General features: G+C 60.0%; 17 protein-coding genes. 7 read left to right on the top strand and 10 right to left on the bottom strand.

Annotation, left to right across the window (positions count from 1 at the left end; translation table 11 throughout):
* Nucleotides 1-418 precede the first annotated feature (418 nt).
* The 5 genes from dnaE to HHL22_RS13570 all read left to right on the top strand — a co-directional run bounded on the left by dnaE (nt 419) and on the right by HHL22_RS13570 (nt 6525).
* Nucleotides 419-4135 carry a DNA polymerase III subunit alpha gene (gene dnaE, locus HHL22_RS13590; RefSeq protein WP_169531898.1) on the top strand — a complete coding sequence of 1239 codons (3717 nt, stop codon included), beginning with the start codon at nt 419-421 and terminating at the stop codon, nt 4133-4135.
* A gap of 33 nt (nt 4136-4168) precedes the next feature.
* Nucleotides 4169-5080, top strand: coding sequence for a porin family protein (locus tag HHL22_RS13585; RefSeq protein WP_169531897.1), 912 nt, complete (start codon nt 4169-4171; stop codon nt 5078-5080).
* A 124-nt stretch (nt 5081-5204) separates the two neighbouring features.
* Complete coding sequence (trxA, locus tag HHL22_RS13580) at nt 5205-5534, top strand: thioredoxin (protein WP_169531896.1); 330 nt, start codon at nt 5205-5207, stop codon at nt 5532-5534.
* A gap of 209 nt (nt 5535-5743) precedes the next feature.
* The gene (locus HHL22_RS13575) at nt 5744-6049 is read left to right on the top strand and encodes a hypothetical protein (RefSeq protein ID WP_169531895.1); all 306 of its coding nucleotides are present in this window, start codon (nt 5744-5746) and stop codon (nt 6047-6049) included.
* 242 nt (nt 6050-6291) lie between these two features.
* On the top strand, nt 6292-6525 hold the full coding sequence (locus tag HHL22_RS13570) for a hypothetical protein (protein WP_169531894.1): 234 nt from the start codon (nt 6292-6294) through the stop codon (nt 6523-6525).
* Nucleotides 6526-6621: 96 nt separating this feature from the next.
* Here the strand turns inward: HHL22_RS13570 and HHL22_RS13565 are convergent, their stop codons facing one another.
* Nucleotides 6622-7107 carry an Lrp/AsnC family transcriptional regulator gene (locus HHL22_RS13565; RefSeq protein WP_169531893.1) on the bottom strand — a complete coding sequence of 162 codons (486 nt, stop codon included), beginning with the start codon at nt 7105-7107 and terminating at the stop codon, nt 6622-6624.
* Between the two features lie 423 nt (nt 7108-7530).
* Between HHL22_RS13565 and HHL22_RS13560 the strand changes: the two genes are divergently transcribed.
* Nucleotides 7531-8889 (top strand): hemolysin family protein, encoded by a 1359-nt coding sequence (locus HHL22_RS13560; RefSeq protein ID WP_195809283.1) that lies wholly within the window; start codon nt 7531-7533, stop codon nt 8887-8889.
* Between the two features lie 65 nt (nt 8890-8954).
* On the opposite strand, the gene HHL22_RS13555 is transcribed toward HHL22_RS13560, so the two are convergent.
* From HHL22_RS13555 to HHL22_RS13540, 4 genes are all read right to left on the bottom strand, one after another.
* Complete coding sequence (locus HHL22_RS13555) at nt 8955-9464, bottom strand: hypothetical protein (RefSeq protein ID WP_169531071.1); 510 nt, start codon at nt 9462-9464, stop codon at nt 8955-8957.
* Nucleotides 9465-9688: 224 nt separating this feature from the next.
* Complete coding sequence (locus HHL22_RS13550) at nt 9689-10282, bottom strand: hypothetical protein (protein ID WP_169531892.1); 594 nt, start codon at nt 10280-10282, stop codon at nt 9689-9691.
* A 359-nt stretch (nt 10283-10641) separates the two neighbouring features.
* Nucleotides 10642-11247 carry a hypothetical protein gene (locus HHL22_RS23630; protein WP_195809328.1) on the bottom strand — a complete coding sequence of 202 codons (606 nt, stop codon included), beginning with the start codon at nt 11245-11247 and terminating at the stop codon, nt 10642-10644.
* Nucleotides 11248-11657: 410 nt separating this feature from the next.
* On the bottom strand, nt 11658-12215 hold the full coding sequence (locus tag HHL22_RS13540; RefSeq protein ID WP_169531891.1) for a gamma carbonic anhydrase family protein: 558 nt from the start codon (nt 12213-12215) through the stop codon (nt 11658-11660).
* A gap of 93 nt (nt 12216-12308) precedes the next feature.
* On the opposite strand from HHL22_RS13540, the gene HHL22_RS13535 reads away from it, so the two are divergent.
* Nucleotides 12309-12830: a hypothetical protein gene (locus HHL22_RS13535; protein ID WP_169531890.1), complete on the top strand. Its 522-nt coding sequence runs from the start codon at nt 12309-12311 to the stop codon at nt 12828-12830.
* Here the strand turns inward: HHL22_RS13535 and HHL22_RS13530 are convergent.
* The 5 genes from HHL22_RS13530 to HHL22_RS13510 form a co-directional block, all read right to left on the bottom strand.
* Entirely contained in the window at nt 12796-13803 is a 1008-nt protein-coding gene (locus HHL22_RS13530; protein ID WP_169531889.1) for a radical SAM protein, read from the bottom strand. The two genes, HHL22_RS13535 and HHL22_RS13530, sit on opposite strands and share 35 nt — an antisense overlap.
* Nucleotides 13804-13950: 147 nt before the next feature.
* Entirely contained in the window at nt 13951-14718 is a 768-nt protein-coding gene (locus HHL22_RS13525) for an endonuclease III domain-containing protein (RefSeq protein ID WP_317172665.1), read from the bottom strand.
* A 221-nt stretch (nt 14719-14939) separates the two neighbouring features.
* Entirely contained in the window at nt 14940-15656 is a 717-nt protein-coding gene (locus HHL22_RS13520; protein ID WP_169531888.1) for an OmpA family protein, read from the bottom strand.
* 154 nt (nt 15657-15810) lie between these two features.
* Nucleotides 15811-16110, bottom strand: coding sequence for a YMGG-like glycine zipper-containing protein (locus tag HHL22_RS13515; RefSeq protein ID WP_169531887.1), 300 nt, complete (start codon nt 16108-16110; stop codon nt 15811-15813).
* Between the two features lie 155 nt (nt 16111-16265).
* Entirely contained in the window at nt 16266-16976 is a 711-nt protein-coding gene (locus HHL22_RS13510; RefSeq protein ID WP_241738100.1) for an OmpA family protein, read from the bottom strand.
* Between the last annotated feature and the right edge of the window lie 86 nt (nt 16977-17062).

The raw sequence follows: 17062 nt of genomic DNA, 5'->3' as shown, positions 1-17062 counted from the left end.
AAGTGCTGACTACCAGTCGAATACCGCCCCCTGCCCCCTAGGAGGACCCAAAGCACCAGCCGAAGAAAAAGGCAGCTTAAAAAATGTAGTGGTTTATACGTACGTGAAAACTACGTGGCAAGCTAACTCTAAGTAGCGTGATTGGGTTCGCAGCGGCGCGCCGCACTAGACTATCAAGCCCACCTTCCCGGCGAACCCAACCTTTTAGCCGGTTGTTTTTTTTCTGGCCTGACCCCTAGGGCCCTGCCCGCGCCCAGCTTGCCCAGCCCCCGGCCACCGGGTAACTTTAGATTCATTTAACAATCAGCCATTACCAATAAAGAGGTGCTTGTGGCTCTGTTCGCGTTGTCTGCTGCTTGTGCGATTGGCTGCCTATCGAATTGTTAAATGCTCATTGTAAACTGTTAATTGACCCACCGTGCCTACTTTCTCGCACCTGCATTCGCACACCCAGTACTCTTTGCTTGATGGCCAGGCCAGTATTGGGGCGCTCATGAAAAAAGCGCAGGCTGACGGGATGCCCGCCGTGGCCCTCACCGACCACGGCAACATGTTCGGGGCGTTCAACTTCGTGGCCGAGGCCAACAAGTACAACGTGAAGCCCATCATCGGCTCGGAGTTCTACATGGTGGCCGACCGCCACAAGAAGACGTTTTTGCGCGAGAAGGGTGAGAAGGACAACCGCTACCACCAGCTGCTGCTGGCCAAGGACCAGGCCGGCTACCACAACTTGGCCAAGCTCAGCTCATTGAGCTACATTGAGGGCGTGTATTCAAAGTTTCCGCGCATCGATAAGGAGCTGATTCTGAAGTACCACGAGGGCCTGATTGCCACCAGTTGCTGCATCGGCGCCGAGATTCCACAGGCCATCTTGTTTGAGGGCGAGGCTAAAGCCGAGGAGCTGCTGAAGTGGTGGCTCGACGTGTTTGGCGACGATTATTACATCGAGATTCAGCGCCACGGGCTGCAAAACTTCGACGGCACCGGCAAAAGCCAGGAGGACGTGAACCAGGTGCTGCTGGGCTTCGCTAAGAAGTACGGCGTGAAGGTGATTTGCACTAACGACTCGCACTACGTGAACCAGGACGACTACGCGCCGCACGACCTGCTGCTGTGCGTGAATACGGCCGAGGAGCGCAGCATCCCGGTGGGCGACTTCGAGACGAACTACTACACCATTCTCACCGCCGACCAGCGCGTGCACTACGACACGCTGGACAACCTGCGGGCCAACCACCTGCACGACGAGCACGCCCGGCGCATGCTCTCGCGCATCGACGAGGAGCTGCAAAAGCCGCCCAAGCAGCGCCGCCGCCGCTTCGGCTTCGCCAACGACCAGTTCTACTTCAAGTCGCAGGCCGAGATGAACGAGTTGTTCGCGGATGTGCCGGAGAGTGTGGACAACACCAACGAGATTGTGGATAAGATAACGCCGCCCAAGCTGGCGCGCGACATCCTGCTCCCCAATTTCCCGCTGCCCGCCGGCTTTGCCACCGCCGACGACTTTTTGCGCGAGCTGACCTACGTGGGCGCCTTCGGGCCGGAAGCCGGCAACGGCACCGTGACGATGAACAAGCCCCCTAGGTACTCCGACCGCACGCCCGAGGTGGAGGAGCGCCTGGAATACGAGCTGCGCATCATCAAGACGATGGGGTTTGCCGGCTACTTCCTGATTACCCAGGATTTCATCAACAAGGGCCGTAGCATGGGCGTGGCCGTGGGGCCGGGCCGCGGCTCGGCGGCGGGCTCGGCGGTGGCCTACTGCGTGGGCATCACCAACATCGACCCCATCAAGTACTCGCTGCTATTCGAGCGCTTTTTGAACCCCGAGCGCGTGTCGATGCCCGATATCGACATCGACTTTGACGACGTGAACCGCCAGAAAGTCATTGACTACGTGGTGGGTAAGTACGGCAAGACGCAGGTAGCCCAGATTATCACCTTCGGCACGATGGCGGCCAAAAGCTCCATCAAGGACGTGGCCCGCGCCGTGGAGCTACCCCTGCCCGCCGCCAACGAGCTGGCCAAGCTGGTGCCCGAAAAGCCCGGCACCACGCTGGCCGGCGCCTTCCGCGACGTGCCCGAACTGCAAGCCATCCGCGCCGACCACACCGACCTCAAGGGTCAGATTCTGGCCCTGGCCGAGCGCCTCGAAGGCTCGGTGCGCAACACCGGCATTCACGCGGCGGGCGTCATCATTGCGCCCGACGACATCACGAAGTACATTCCGGTTTCGACCTCCAAGGACTCGGACCTGCTCGTGACGCAGTTCGACGGCAAGGTAATTGAGAGCGCTGGCATGCTCAAGATGGACTTCCTAGGGCTCAAAACCCTGACCATCATCGAGGATGCCATGCGCCTGATTGAGCGCAACCACGGACTCAAAATCGACATTGATAACATCCCGCTCGACGACCCCAAAACCTACGCCCTCTACCAGCGCGGCGATACGGTGGGCACCTTCCAGTTCGAGTCCGAAGGTATGCGCATGTACCTCAAGGACTTGAAGCCCACTAATATTGAGGACCTAATTGCCATGAACGCCCTGTACCGGCCGGGCCCTATGCAGTTCATCCCTGACTTCATCAACCGTAAGCACGGCCGCGAGCCAGTAGAGTACCCGCACGAGCTGCTGAAACCCATCCTGGAGTACAGCCAGGGCATCATGGTGTACCAGGAGCAGATTATGCAAACGGCCCAGATTCTGGCCGGCTACTCCCTAGGGGGGGCCGACCTACTGCGCCGCGCCATGGGTAAGAAGGACATGAAAAAGATGGCCCTGGAGCGTGAGAAATTCGTGGAGGGCGCCGGCAAAATCCACAAGATTCCGGCTAAGAAGGCGTCGGAGGTGTTCGACGTGATGGAGAAATTTGCTGAGTACGGCTTCAACCGCTCGCACTCGGCTGCCTACTCGGTGGTAGCGTACCAGACTGGTTACCTAAAGGCGAACTACCCGGCCGAGTACATGGCCGCCGTGCTCACCAACAACATGGGCGACATCAAGAAGGTGACCTTCTTCATTGAGGAAGCCCGCAAGCAGGGCGTGGCGGTGCTAGGGCCCGACGTGAACGAAAGCGAGCAGAAGTTCAACGTGCCGCGCGCCAACCAAATCCGCTTCGGCCTGGCCGCCGTGAAGGGCGCCGGCGAAGCAGCCGTGCTGGAACTGGTGGAGGAGCGCCAGAAGAGCGGCCCCTTTACCGACGTATTCGACTTTGCTAAGCGCGTGAATCTGCGGGCGGTGAACAAGAAAACCTGGGAAAGCCTGGCCCAGGCCGGCGCCTTCGACGGGTTTGAAAAGTACCACCGGCGCCAGTTCATGGATGCCCCGGCTGGCGACCAGAACCTGATTGAGAAGGCCATGCGCATGGGCCAGCAGCACCAGGCGGCCAAAGAATCGGCCCAGCACAGTCTGTTTGGCGCCGGGGCCTTCGGGGCCGTGGCCGCGCCGCTGCCCAAGGTGAACGACCTGGAGCCGTGGAGCGCCACCGAAAAGCTGCGCCGCGAAAAAGAGGTGGTGGGCTTTTACCTGAGTGGCCACCCCCTAGACGCCTACCGCATGGAAATCGACGCCTACTGCACCTGCCCGCTCGACAAGCTGGAGGAGCAAAAGGGTAAGGACGTGAACATTGCGGGCCTGATTTCGGGCGTCACCTTCCGCACCACCAAGAGCGGGCAGCCCATGGTGTCGTTCAACGTAGAGGACTACGACAGCAGCATCAACCTAGCGCTGTTTCGCGACGACTACACCAAGTTTGGGCCGCTCATCAACCCCAAAAACCACCCGCAGGACCAGGTGCCGCCCATGTACATCAGGGGCAAGATGGAGCTGCGCTACGGCACGCAGGACCAGTGGGAATTGAAAATCAAGCACCTGGAGCCACTGAGCGGCGTGGCCGACAAGATGAGCAAAGGGGTGCGCGTGAAGCTGGACCTGCGCACCGTGACCGGCCCCATGATTGACCGCCTGCAGGAAGCCATTGAGCACGCCAAGGGCTCGAAGCGCCTCGAAATCCAGTTCGTGGAGCCCCACGAGCGCTTAGCGGTGGACATGTTCTCGCGCCGCTTCCAGATTGAGCCTAAGGCGTTTATTGAGAAGATGCGCGAGTTTGAGCTGGACGTTTGTGCGTTAATTTGAGGCGGGCTGGGCACTTTTCCTGGCTTATCGCTTATGCGCCCGTCTTTCACCCTCATGGCCGGCCTGCTGGCTCTGGCCGCCCGCCCGGCGCAGGCCCAGTTTATCAGAGCCTACCTTCCCCCCGACGAGCAGGCCCAGCAAAACCAACTCAACGTGGCCCGGCCGCACCGGCTGCTGGTCAATATCAAGGCAGGCTTCAGCCTGACGACCTACACGGGCGGGGGCTACATTGGCTGGCGCACCGGCCTGACGACGGGCTATTCGGCGGGGCTGGCGGGGGCGGTGCGGCTAGCCCGGCGCTGGGCCGCGCAGGCCGAGGTGCTGTACGCGGGCAAGGGGGTGCAGTACGACACCTACTGGTACCGGGGCGGCAGCAACTGGCCAACCAGCCAGCCCTTCGACAACGTGTACGAGGCCGCCTTGCACTACGTGGACCTGCCGCTGCTGCTGAGCTACGGCCCCGGCAGCGGCAGCCGCCCCGGCTGGTTCGTGGTGGCCGGCCCCCAGCTGAGCCTAGCCTTCGACAAGCAGGAAACCGTGCGGCCCGGCAGCGTAAGCAACGCCGACGACTACCGCGAAACCCTCAACGGCGATGCTAAGTCGCTCACACGCTGGGGCCGGGGCTACGTAGTGGGCCTAGGCATCCAGGCCCAGCCCAGCGGCGTGGTGGGCGTAGAGCTGCGCTACAGCGGCGACTTTAGCAACGTGTACCGCGACGGCTACGGGTCAGGGGCACTGTTTGCGGGCAGCAGCAACCGCTTCCACAACGGAGCCCTTATGCTACAAGTAAACATTGGGCTGCGCGGGGGCAAAGTGCAGCGGGGCGGCCTGCCCATCGAGTCGGGGCCGGGAGAGTTTCCGCCGCCGCCTAGCCAGCAGGTCGCACCCGGCCGCTCGCTTGCGCCGGTACCGCGCCCGCAGCCGGCCAAGCCAGTAGGCAATTAGCGGCCGGGGGTACCGGTCTCTCAACTTTTCCCCGCTTACCTTTGTTATACATCAACTCCGCTACCTTGCAGCCCCGCCGGCTGTACACGCCGGACGTTTTATCAACCAAAAATCATCTAGCGTCATGGCGCACAAAGCAATTGAGATAACTGACGCCAATTTTGAGCAGATTATCAATTCTGATAAACCGGTGCTCGTAGACTTCTGGGCTGAGTGGTGCGGCCCCTGCCGCATGGTAGGCCCAGTGGTAGAAGAATTGGCTGGCGAGTACGAAGGCAAAGTGATAGTAGGCAAAATGGATGTGGACGCCAACTCGCAAGTCCCCAGCAAGTTCGGCATCCGTAGCATTCCTACCCTATTGGTGTTTAAAAACGGCCAGATTGTAGACAAGCAGGTGGGCGCCGTGCCCAAGCACGTGCTGGCCCAGAAACTCGAAGCCCAGGTAACCGCCTAGGTTGCTACCATTACCTAAGAAGCCCCGCACCAACCAGTGCGGGGCTTTTTGCGTCTGCGCCCAGGGGCCAGGGCCGGCTGCGCTGCTGGCGGCCTTATACCCGCGGCAACTGCCAGGGCTTCACGCGTTTTCAACAGGAATTGCGTTATATTTCCGGCGTTGTCGCGCATGCAGCGGCGGCATCCCACTCACCTCCTTTTTTTCTCCTTATGAAAAGCTTTCTCGGTTTTCTGCTCGCCCTGCTTGTAACAGGCAGCCTGGCTACCCAAGCTCAAACGCCAGCCACCACGATGAGTAGCTCCAGCTCAACCAAAATGAGCAGCACTAAGGTGACGACTCCCGCGTCGACCACCACTACTACTAGTAAGATGAAAGCTGACGGGACGCCCGACATGCGCTACAAAGAAAACAAAATGACCAAGACCACTACCGGCAAAATGAAGGCCGATGGGACGCCCGACATGCGCTATAAAGCCAACAAGACGACCGTCAAGACCACTAAAACGACGATGTAACAGCGTAGTGCCCCAGTACTAAAGCGCCTCTCAGTATTGCTGGGGGCGCTTTTAGTTTTGGCCCGTGCGGCACGCGCTGCGGTGGCCAGCTGCGCCGCGCAACCCAGCTTAGTAGCCCAAGGCCCGGGCAGCCCCTAGGCAGCTGCGCTTGGTGGTAGGGCAAGTGTCGGCCGCCATAAACTTGGCAGCACTTGGCGCGTACATAGTAGCGCAGTTTTCACCCTATTTTTCCTCTTCCAGACATGAAGCTTTTCCTCAGCTTAGCGTGCGGTGCCTGTTTGCTGGGCGCTACCGCGCACGCCCAATCTACCATGCCCGCCATGGGTGCCAACACGCCGAAGGGCGAGGTAGCCAAAACGGATGCCAGCATCAACCCCCGGCGCGCGACGACCAACACCAGCAAGAAGACGTCGAAAGCCTCCGGCAAAAAAGCCGGCAAAATGAAGATGAAAGACCAGGCAGCCAGCTCCATGTAGCCACGGGCTCGACCCTAGGGTCACTACGCCGGCCGGGCCAGTAGCGAGTAGCTACTGGCCCGGCCGGCGTTTTCGGGCGCAGCGAAGCCCTAGGCGCTAGCTGGCTACCGGGGCAGTCTCATCGAGGCGCACGCTGCGATTGAACACCTCTTCCAACGAAATGAGGGTTTCGGTGCGCTCCACGCCTTCTATCTGCTGTACTAGGTCGTGCAGCACATTGCGCAGGTGTTGGGTATCGCGGCAGGCTAGGCGGGCAAATAGGTTGTAGCTGCCGGTGGTAAAGTGCAGGCTAATTACTTCCGGAATGTCACGCAGCTGGGCAATCACGGCGTCGCAGTAGGAGCTTTTTAGCAAATAGATACCCAGAAAGGCCTGGATGGTGAACCCTACTTTGGTCAGGTCCAGGTCGAGGGTAGCGCCGCGCACCACTCCCAGGTCTTCGAGGCGGCTCATACGGCTGTGCACGGTGCCCCCCGATACGTGCAGCTGCCGGGCAATTTCGGAGTAGGCCATCGTAGCATTCTGCACCAGCAGCGCCAGGATGCGGCGGTCAATATCATCGAGTTCGTGCGGACGCGTCATCAAAAGACAAATTTAACGTATTTATCAGAAAATGCGCCTTCAAAAAGCATATTTGATAATTTTTCGAAAATTTTTCGATAAAGTTTGCATCGTCAAAAAATAATGCTTTATCTTTGACGCAGCAAAACGGCAAACGGCCCGCCTGCTACCAACCTTGTAGTGTGGTGAAACTGGCAGACACGCCCTCCTATCTCGGGGGTGAAGGCGATGGGATAAACGCTGGCTCTTTGGAGGCGCGCTAACTACTTCGTGGAGGTTCAAGTCCTTCCGCTACAGCATTTTGAAAGGTGGCTTTCCGGCAACGGGAGCCACCTTTTTTATTGAGCCCCCCGGCACCGCTTCGCCAACCTGCTGAGCCAAAGCGCGTACTTTCGTGCTACTAAGGCCTGCCCGACCGCGTGTGTCAGGGCCGGGGCCACTTACATGAGCACATCGCTACAACTAATAATCACTTTCCTGCTGGTTTTCATCAACGGTGTATTTGTAGCCGCTGAGTTTTCTCTACTTCGCGTCCGAATTTCGCAGCTTGAAGTCAAGGCAAAAGACGGTAATCGGCTGGCAGGGCAGGTTGTTAGCGTTATCCGCAGGCTCTACGACTACCTGTCAGCCACCCAATTAGGGGTTACCATTGCTTCGCTGGTGATTGGTGCACTGGGTGAGAAGGTGTTTACCAAGCTTATCCTTGACTTGCTGCCCAGCCTGCACCTAGGTGCGCTGCATATCGAGATGACGGAAGCCCGTGCCGAGAGCATCGCTTTCGTTTCGGGCTTGGTCATTCTTACCTTTTTGCACGTGCTGTTTGGAGAGTTGTTCCCAAAGGCGCTAGCCATTCAGCAGCCCGAACCGGTAAGCCTGGCGCTGGTCCTACCACTACGAGCGTTCTACGTTATTACCAAGCCTCTAAGCTGGATTTTGCGCAAGTCGTCTAACGTGCTGCTAGGAGCGGTGGGACTTCAAACAAAAGATGGACACGGCACCGAGGCTCATACCTCCGACGAGCTGCGCATTCTCATCGACCAGAGCAAGGAAAGCGGCGAGCTGCAAGACTCGGAGCACGAGCTGTTTGAGAACGTGTTTCAGTTCAACGACCGCTCGGTGCGGCAGATTATGGTGCCGCGCACCAAGATTGCCGCCCTCGATGTGGCGGCCACGGAGGACCGGATTCTGGAAACGGTGTTCAGCGAAGGCTACTCGCGCATGCCGGTGTTTGAGGGCAACATCGACAATATTGTGGGCGTGCTGGTGGTGAAGGACTTGCTGCCCCTGATTCGGGCGCGGCAGCCGCTGGAACTGGCGCGCATTATGCGCCCGGCCTACTTCGTGCCCGAAACCAAGAAGATAAACCGCCTGCTGCGCCAGTTTCAGCGCAAGCACCTAGTAATGGCGATAGTAAGCGACGAGTTTGGCGGCGTATCGGGCATCGTGACCATCGAAGATATTATGGAGGAGCTAGTGGGCGAAATCCAGGACGAGTACGACAACGAGGTACCGGTGGTAGAGAAGGTATCGGAAACCGAATACCGCGTTAATACCTCCACTTCCATCCCCGATGCCAACGAGTATCTCCCCTACCCGCTGCCCGAGGGCGACGACTACGAAACCGTGGGTGGCCTGCTCAACGTGCTCTACGGCAACATTCCGGAAGTAGGCGACGTGGCCGTGCTGGAGCCTTACGAGTTTCGGGTGCTGAGCCGCACGCGCCGCGTAGTGGAAGTGGTGCAGTTGCGGGTGCTCACGCCCTCGGCGGCCGATGCGGCCGAAACCGACCCGCTAGCAGCCTAGGGGCTGCCAACAAAAAAGCCTGGGCAGCTAGAGCTACCCAGGCTTTTTTGTTGGCAGCCCCTAGGCTAATCACCGCTCACTAAGTGCACGATTAGTAAAATAAGCCCTACCAAGAAGGCAATAGCCCCGATAGTTGCTAGAATGCCCACCCCGGTGAGGCCTCCTATCAGCAACACTACCAAGCCGGCTAAGGCGATAAGGCCAGCGCGACCAGCTTTTGAGGCAGCAGCCTGCTCAACCCGAACGGTATTCTGCTGCTTGCTTTGCACCTTCGCCAAATGCTTAGCCACTTGCTTTAGTAATATCCGCTGGCTCAGCGAAGGCTTAGCTACTACGGAAACTTTAGCTTCGGTGCGCTTAGGCGCTGTACCGGCCAGCGCCAGCGCACGCACAGCCAGCGGTGCAGCCGGAGCACTAGTAGCAATGGCCACCGTGGGCGCGGTGGCTTGTGCCGGCTGTGCTGTACCTAAATAAGGCGCGGCGGTAGGGTTAAAAACATAATTAGCTCGGCTGCACGAAGACAGTGACGTAGCAGCCATACCTAATGCTAGTAGGAAAGAGTATTTATTTCGCATGAAATAGAAAGGAGAGAAAATGTTTGCCCGGCAAATGTATCAGCGGCTCACAATTCGCTCCTAACTAAAAAAGCTGTTTGTAGTGGTTTAAAGAGGCATTCTACCTCAACTATTTTCCATGCCGCACAGCCTTAGCTTCTTACGCTTATTCGGCTACCCAACAAAGCTACCAGTGCGCAAGCTAGCCGAGCCGCTAGCGACGCCGAAACCAACCCGCTGGCCGCCTAGTGGCTGGGCGGCGCGGCGTCAGCCGCTGGGCGAGTCTGAAAAAAACGGGGGTAATACTCGCCGTTCTGGGGCTTCAGGTCGCCTAGTATGATGCGCACGGCATCTACCAGCTGCTGGATAATCAGGGCGTAGAAAATAACCGCGCCGATAACGAACAGCGTAAAGAGGCCGCCGCTAGTGCCACCAAACAGCAACCCAAAAGAGCCAACAAACCCGATTGTTACCAGCACAAAGGCCAGTAGCCCGAGGCCTAGCGAACCGAGGCCCCGCCCGGTGTAGCCCAGGTAAAAATGGTAGAGCCCTAGGGGTAACCCAAACAACAGGGGCACTACGGCCAGCAGCAGTGCAATGCCGCGGCTACGGTTGCGCACGGGCTCACCGGCGGGTAGAGGCTGCTGGCGAGCGGGAGCCGAGGTAGCGCCCCCCGCCGCCAGCACCCGCAGTAGCTTGCGGGGGGCACGAGTTGCCGTAGCTAAGCCCGCCGCAGCCCTAGGCCGGCGCCCTGTAGGCAACTGGTGGAGGTGGGCCGCGGTGGACGGCCTGAGCAAGGTGGCGGCGGGCAGCGTATCGGCAGATACCAAGGGAAGCATCGGCCACGCGGTGGCTGGGGCCGGCTGAAAGGAATAGCTCGCCCGCTGGCAGGCGCCCACTACTAACAGGCAGAACAATACCCAGAAATAGCGGGCTAGGGATGGCAGCATGGCGATGAAACACTTGGTAAGAAGGTGCTTCAAAGCAACCACCAAGCCTAGGGCTTCACAACTGCATAGATAGCTCGCCCTGACTTTTGCGGAGGCAACAAGATGGTCATTAAACGGCCCTAGGAGACTGGTAAAGGGGATTTAAGGCGTTGCCAAACTGACTTTATGCCTGGGGCCTAACTACGTAAAAAAGCCTCGGGCACCGGGCCCGAGGCTTTTTTACACTACTGACTAAGGTGCGGAGTTATTTACAGCGCGCCGAGCAGCAGCAGCACTAGACCTACTACCAGCACGATGGCGCCAAGGGTGATAACCAAACCCGAGCTAGCGATGATACCAACCAGCAGCGCAATCAGGCCGATGATGGCTACCGTGATGCCGGGAGCTTTGGCGGTGGTGTGGGTTACCCCAGCGGTATTTTGGTCGCGCACACCGGCTTTTGCCAGCTGCTTGTTAAGCTTTTTTAGTACCAGGCGCTGGGCGAAGCTGGGCTTAGCTGCCTTGGCGGGCTCGGTAGCCATTGCCACGGGCGCGGCAGCAGCCTGCGAGGAAGGAGCAGCCTTTTCCTGGGTTGAACGAATTGGTGTTACTACAGCTACCGAAGCTTTAGCGGGGGCAGCTACGGCGGCTGCCGGAGTGGCAACTGGCTCGGCTACTACGGCCGGAGTGGCAACTGCCACGGGCGTAGCAGCTGGGGTGGCCTCTACTGCGGGCGCAGCAGCTACGGTGCGGGCGGGCTGGCTACCGAGGTAAGCGGGGGTGCTGGGGTTGAAGGCGTAGTTGGCGCGGCTGCAAGAGGACAGGGACGCTGCGGTAGCGAAGAGAGCTAGCGCGAGACGGTAGGCTTTGTTCATGGCGAAAAAAATTGGGGGTGAAAAGAAAAAGGGTACGTAGGTAGAGTAAGCGCCTTGATTATCAAAGCATTCATTTAGGCTACACCTAAGCCAAGCAATTCTGCCCCTGTTACGGTTAATACGCAGGCCAAGTTGAATAAATGCGTGATAAAACGTTAAAAAACCTTTCTCCACTACCACGACAGTATCCAGCAAAGTCTTTGTGTTCCTTGCACTTTAATTAGCCGTAGTTTTTTTACGCAAACCGCGTCTCCATTGCCCTAATGAGAATTGTTTTGCCCCATCTACCCCCTAGCAACCACCCCCAACGCAACGGCCCGGCGCTGGCAGCCACGCGGCTTAGGGCCTCCCATAGTCCTTAAAAAAACCCTTAGCAGCCCGGCTTGGCTCCCACTCCTACTGCCCGGCCGCTACTCCCTAGGGCCAGGTCCGCCGGGCAAGGGCTCGGCCGCCGCGCCGCCAAACCAGCTGGCGTAGCGCTGGTAGTTGGCCGCCGTGCGCTCGATGCTGGCGCGCTGCGCTGGGCTAATCGGCTTGATTTTTTGGGCGGGCACACCCGCATAGAGGTAGCCGGGCTCGCAGATGGTGCGCTCCAGCACCACGGCGCCGGCCGCAATCAGGCAGCCGGCACCCACTACGGCGTGGTCCATTACAATAGCGCCCATGCCAATCAGCACGTCGTCTTCGATGGTGCAGCCGTGCACGATGGCCCGGTGCCCAATGCTGACCCGCGCGCCGATGGTGAGGGCGGCCCGCTCGAAGGTGCAGTGCAGCACGGCCCCGTCTTGCACGTTGGTTTCGTCGCTGATGCGAATGCTGTTCACATCGCCTCGGATGACGACCGAAAACCAGACCGTGCAGCCGCGCCCCAGCACTACATCGCCCACAATGGTCGCGTTGTCGGCCACGAAGCAGTCGGAGCCTAGGGTCGGCAAAATGCCGTGAACGGGTAAAATAAGGGCGGGCATAGGCGAACGGCGCAAACTTTGCCCCGTAATACTACGGCCGCCGCCTGGTTTAGCCTGTTTCGGGCAACTTACCACCTCTATCCGCCCCCTCCGATGGCCCGCCCCACTGCCCCCAGCTACAGCGAAACGCAATGGTTTGGCCGGCGCTGGTGGTGGCTGCTGCTATTACTGCTGGCCGCTGGCGTCTGGATTGGCTACTCCTCGCCCCAGTACAACCTAAAGTCGCGGGTGGTGCTGGCGCTGCCGGCCTTGCTGGTGCTGGCGCTGGTAGTGGGCCTAGGGCTGCTGCGGCTGCAGGTGCGCCTCGATGCCGAGGGCGTGCACTACCGTTATTTTCCGCTGTTATGGCGCTGGCGCCACTGGCCCTGGAGCGAGTTTCGGCAGGTGTTTCCTCGCCGCTACTCGCCGCTGGGCGAGTATGGCGGCTGGGGCCTGCGCGGCCTCCAGGGCAATAAGGCCTACAATGTGTGGGGCCCCGAGGGTTTGCAGCTGGTGTTTAAGAGCGGCCACCGCCTGCTGCTGGGCAGTCAGCGCCCTGAGGAGCTGCGCACCGCCCTGCGCGGCCTTAAAGCCGCCATACCTAGCCTACCGATAAAGGCGCCGGCCGCTTCCTGAGCAGCTGCTTCCAAGTGCCCTTTTCCCAGTTGTACTTAAGGGTGCTGGGCAGCGCCTGCCAAAAGTACTTGCTGGTTTCGACCGCGAAGCTGGGCTGCATGTAGCAGTTGATGGTGCAGCCCTCGCACTGCGGCAGGCGACCTTCGAGCGCGGCCAGGCGCTGCACCTCGGCCGAATTATAAAGCGCAAACAGCTGGCTATCAATAGGGAATTTCTGCTGGCCCAGGTGGTAGCAGGGCAACACCAGCTCGTTGTAGGGCGAGATGACGAGCGTGGTGCTGGCGGCCCGGCACACGGGCGCGGCCACGTGGTTGCCGCCGTCGCGGCGCAGGGCAATAAACCCTTCGTTGAGGTACACGCCCTTGCGCCGACCAAAAGCCGATAGGTAATCGAGCTGCGCATCGGTCAGCTGCTCGCCGGTTTCCACCTCGCCGTACTCGAAGGCCGGGTTCAGAATGAGCAGCAGGCCATTGGGCTGCGTTATTTCCTGGTACACGCGCTCCAAATCGGCCAGGTTGTGGCCGAATACGGTGAACAGCACATCGGGCCGCTCGCCCAGCGCGCGGGCCACTCGAATGCTTTCGAGTACGAAGTCGTAGCAAGCTACCCCCCGGCCCTGGTCGTGGGTGGCGCGGTCGATGCTGTCGAGCGAAAAGTGCAGCATATCAATCAGCCCGCGCAGCTTCTCGGCGTTTTTGGGGTACAGCAGCCCGTTGCTTGTAACGGTAGTGAGAAACCCTAGGTTCTTGGCCAGCGCCAGCAGCTCGGGTAGCTGCCGGTGCAGCAGCGGCTCGCCCCCCGTAAAATCTATCACCTTCACCCCTAGGCGCTTGAGGTCGCGCAGGTTGGCCTCGGCCTCGGCCAGCGTCACGTAGGGCGAGGGCTTCTCCCAGATGTCGCAAAACGCGCACTTCGCATTGCAGCGGTACGTGACGTAGTAATTGCAGAGAACCGGGTGGCGAACGAGGCGCATGTTTTATAGTGACTAGCTACTAGTGACGAGTGACTAATAAATGTCCAATGGCCACTTGTTTTGAAAAACGCTCTGCCGCGATTAGCGCGAAGCTAAGCCCAGAACGTGTATTGACAGTAGTCACTCGTCACTAGTAGCTAGTCACTATCAATGCGGCAGCTTGCCCCAGGCGGCCGCGTCCCAGTGCGCCGGGGTGGCGGCCAGCGCCTCGGGCGTGGCGGGGCCAAAGTGCTCGGTGTAGTAGTTGCAGAAGCCCTTGAGCGGGCAGCGGGGACAGTTGGGGCGCTGGAAAAAGCAGATTTGTTGTCCGTGCCAGTAGTTGTGCTTGTGGAAGTTGAACAAGCCTTCGGGGTCCAGTTCGGGCTTGAGCATGGTTAAGAGCACCTCGTGGGCCTTCTCGACCGATACTTTGGGGCCCAGCACCCCTAGGCGCTGCATCACGCGGTGCACGTGGGCATCGACGGGCAGCACGGGCTTGCGAAAATTGAAGAGCAGCACCAGCGAGGCCGTTTTCAGGCCGATGCCGGGCATATCGGTTAGCCACTGCATGGCGCGCTCGGTGGGCCAGTCGGCCAGGAAGTCCAGCGTAAACTCGCCGCCCGTCTCGGCCTGAATGCGCCGCAGAATATCCTGGATGCGCGGCGCCTGGGTAGCCGGCCAGCGCGTGGTCCGAATGGCGTGAATCAGCTCGTCGAGTGGCGCGGCCAGCACGCCCGGCCAGTCGCCAAAGGCCTCCAGCATCCGGTCGTAGGCCAGCTCCTCGTCGGCGTGGGTGGTGCGGTGCGAGAGCAGCGTCGAAATCAGCTCGCGCATGGGCGTGCGGCGCGGCGCCTTGGGTACCGGCCCGTAAAACTCGTTCAGGATTTGGTGGTCGGCCAGGGCCTTATCGAGGGCGGAGGAAGTTGTCTGAGCCACGGATTAAAGCGGATTTTTTCGGATTACGCGGATAGTGGGGCGGCGCGGCTAGCGCTGCCAGGCGGCTTTACTCCGGCCAATGCCCCCTAGGGGCTTGACCACGAAAAAGGCCACCCCCAGGGGGTGGCCTTTCCTGTACGCAGCAAGTAGCTGCCGGGTGCTTCATCCTCCACAAAATTCGCGTAATCCGAAAAGTCCGCGTTAATCCGTGGTTCGGACGCCTACAGCAGGCCGCGCTTGGCGGCTTTCTGCATTTTGTCGTTGGCGAAGATGGCTACTTCCACGCGGCGGTTAGCGGCTTTGCCAGCCACGGTGCTGTTGTCGCCCACGGGCTGGCTGCTGCCGTAGCCGGTGGCCGTAATGCGGCTGGTATCCACGCCTTCCTTGGTTAGCTCGTTGGCCACGGCTTGGGCGCGGCGCTGGCTCAAGGGCTGGTTGATGGCATCCGAGCCGCTGCTGTCGGTGTGACCTTCCACCACCACGTTGGTATCGGCGTACTTCTGGAGCGTGGTGGCCAGCTCGTCGATGTTGCCAGCGGCGGCGGCCGTCAGGGTCGAGGAGTTGCTGCCAAACAGGATGCCCGAGTTGAAGGTCACTTTAATGCCTTCGCCCACGCGCTCCACGGTGGCGCCTTCCAAGTCGCGGCGCAGCTCGGCCGCCTGCTTATCCATGCGCCGGCCAATGAGCGCGCCGCCCGCGCCGCCCACGGCCGCTCCCAAAATGGCGCCCTTGGCCGTACCCGACTTGCCCCCGATAACGCGGCCCAGAATGGCGCCGCCTGCCGCCCCGCCCAGGCCCCCGATGATGCCGCCCTTCAGCGTCTTGCTCATGCCCTTGGGCTTGTCCGTGGTTACGGTAGTAGTTTGGGCTTGCGCCAGCTGAGCTAGTGACACCAATAGCACCAGTAAAGAAGTAAGCGAAATTTTCAACTTTTTCATGAGATAGGTAAATAAAATGGCCGCAGTAGGCTTTAAAGCGGCAAGTTCGGCATTTGCAAGCACCTTGCCAAAATATACCCTAGGGCTGGCCACTATAAAAAACAAGCCCGGCAATGCTGCCGGGCTCGCTGTGTATTCTATACTACTGCCGCGCTTAGTGCACGGGCACCTGCTTGGCCTTGTTATTCACGTAGCGGTTGTAGCGGGCGGGGTCTTTTTTCTTATCCTGGCTTTTACCGATGGCACCGCCGCCTACCAGCCCGGCGCCGGCCCCAATGAGGGCGCCCTTGCCGCCGCCCAGCAGGCCGCCCACTACGGCACCACCCGCGCCGCCAATGGCTGCGCCTTTGGCTTTGCGGCTCCAGCCCTTGGGTTTATCCTGAGCCTGGGCTAGGGTACCGGCCAAGGTGAAAAACAGCAGTAGCAGGGCGAATAATTTGGGGAAAGCTTTCATAAGAAGGAAGAGTAAGGTGGGAAGAGCGCGCCCGGTAGGCGCGCCGGTTTTAACGCGCCCAGCTGGGCTAGGGTTGAGGTTTAAACTTAAAAAAAAGCCCTGAGGCGGCTACCTCGGGGCTTCGTTAAATAAGGAGCTGCGCGAGCCGGCAAAGGCTACAGCGTGCCGTTTTCGGCGGCTTTCTTCATCTTCTCGTTGGCGAAAATGGCTACCTCCACGCGGCGGTTAGCCTGGCGGCCTTCGGCGGTGCTGTTGTCGGCAATGGGGTCGGCCGAGCCGTAGCCCTTGGTGCTGATGCGGTCGCTGGTAACCCCTAGGCTGGTAAGCTGCGTGGCCACCGACTGGGCGCGGTTTTCGCTCAGCGGGTTGTTGATGGCATCGGTGCCGGTGTTGTCGGTGTGGCCTTCCACGATGACGTTGGTATCGGGGTATTTCTTGAGCGTAGTGGCCAGGCTGCTAATGTCGCTCACCGAGGCCGGGCGCAGCGAGCTGCTATTGGTGTCGAAGAGGATGCCCGAGTCGAAGGTAATTTTGATGCCTTCGCCCACGCGCTCCACTTTGGCGTTGGCCATGTCGCGCTGCAACTCGGCGGCCTGCTTGTCCATTTTGCGGCCGATGAGGGCGCCCGCGCCGCCACCCACGGCCGCGCCCAAAATGGCGCCCGCGGCCGTGCCCCGGCCCCCGCCAATAATGCTCCCTAGCACGCCGCCTACCACGGCCCCGCCGCCCGCGCCCAGAATGCCACCTTTGGCCGTTTTGCTCAGCTTGCCAGTTTTGCGCACGCCCGTGCCGTTAGCGTCCGATAGCGAGCCGTCATTAGTTTGGCGCGAGGTGGCGCACGAGCCTAGCAGCAAGATAAAAGCCATTAAAATGGCTAGGAGTGACTTGGAATTTGTTGTCGTCATGGTTTAACTTTTTAAGTAAAGCGGCGCTAGTGCAACCGAGCCTTATA

The organism is Hymenobacter polaris (genome assembly GCF_012927305.1).
In the GTDB taxonomy this organism is placed as follows: Bacteria; Bacteroidota; Bacteroidia; order Cytophagales; family Hymenobacteraceae; genus Hymenobacter; species Hymenobacter polaris.
This window is presented reverse-complemented; position numbering and strand designations above follow the sequence as displayed.

Bases quoted from the DNA above. Each gene is read 5' to 3' on its own strand.
- HHL22_RS13585 (WP_169531897.1), top strand. From the start codon at position 4,169: ATGCGCCCGTCTTTCACCCTCATGGCCGGCCTGCTGGCTCTGGCCGCC.
- trxA (WP_169531896.1), top strand. From the start codon at position 5,205: ATGGCGCACAAAGCAATTGAGATAACTGACGCCAATTTTGAGCAGATT.
- HHL22_RS13575 (WP_169531895.1), top strand. From the start codon at position 5,744: ATGAAAAGCTTTCTCGGTTTTCTGCTCGCCCTGCTTGTAACAGGCAGC.
- HHL22_RS13570 (WP_169531894.1), top strand. From the start codon at position 6,292: ATGAAGCTTTTCCTCAGCTTAGCGTGCGGTGCCTGTTTGCTGGGCGCT.
- HHL22_RS13565 (WP_169531893.1), bottom strand. From the start codon at position 7,107: ATGACGCGTCCGCACGAACTCGATGATATTGACCGCCGCATCCTGGCG.
- HHL22_RS13560 (WP_195809283.1), top strand. From the start codon at position 7,531: ATGAGCACATCGCTACAACTAATAATCACTTTCCTGCTGGTTTTCATC.
- HHL22_RS13555 (WP_169531071.1), bottom strand. From the start codon at position 9,464: ATGCGAAATAAATACTCTTTCCTACTAGCATTAGGTATGGCTGCTACG.
- HHL22_RS13550 (WP_169531892.1), bottom strand. From the start codon at position 10,282: ATGCTTCCCTTGGTATCTGCCGATACGCTGCCCGCCGCCACCTTGCTC.
- HHL22_RS23630 (WP_195809328.1), bottom strand. From the start codon at position 11,247: ATGAACAAAGCCTACCGTCTCGCGCTAGCTCTCTTCGCTACCGCAGCG.
- HHL22_RS13540 (WP_169531891.1), bottom strand. From the start codon at position 12,215: ATGCCCGCCCTTATTTTACCCGTTCACGGCATTTTGCCGACCCTAGGC.
- HHL22_RS13535 (WP_169531890.1), top strand. From the start codon at position 12,309: ATGGCCCGCCCCACTGCCCCCAGCTACAGCGAAACGCAATGGTTTGGC.
- HHL22_RS13530 (WP_169531889.1), bottom strand. From the start codon at position 13,803: ATGCGCCTCGTTCGCCACCCGGTTCTCTGCAATTACTACGTCACGTAC.
- HHL22_RS13520 (WP_169531888.1), bottom strand. From the start codon at position 15,656: ATGAAAAAGTTGAAAATTTCGCTTACTTCTTTACTGGTGCTATTGGTG.
- HHL22_RS13515 (WP_169531887.1), bottom strand. From the start codon at position 16,110: ATGAAAGCTTTCCCCAAATTATTCGCCCTGCTACTGCTGTTTTTCACC.
- HHL22_RS13510 (WP_241738100.1), bottom strand. From the start codon at position 16,976: ATGGCTTTTATCTTGCTGCTAGGCTCGTGCGCCACCTCGCGCCAAACT.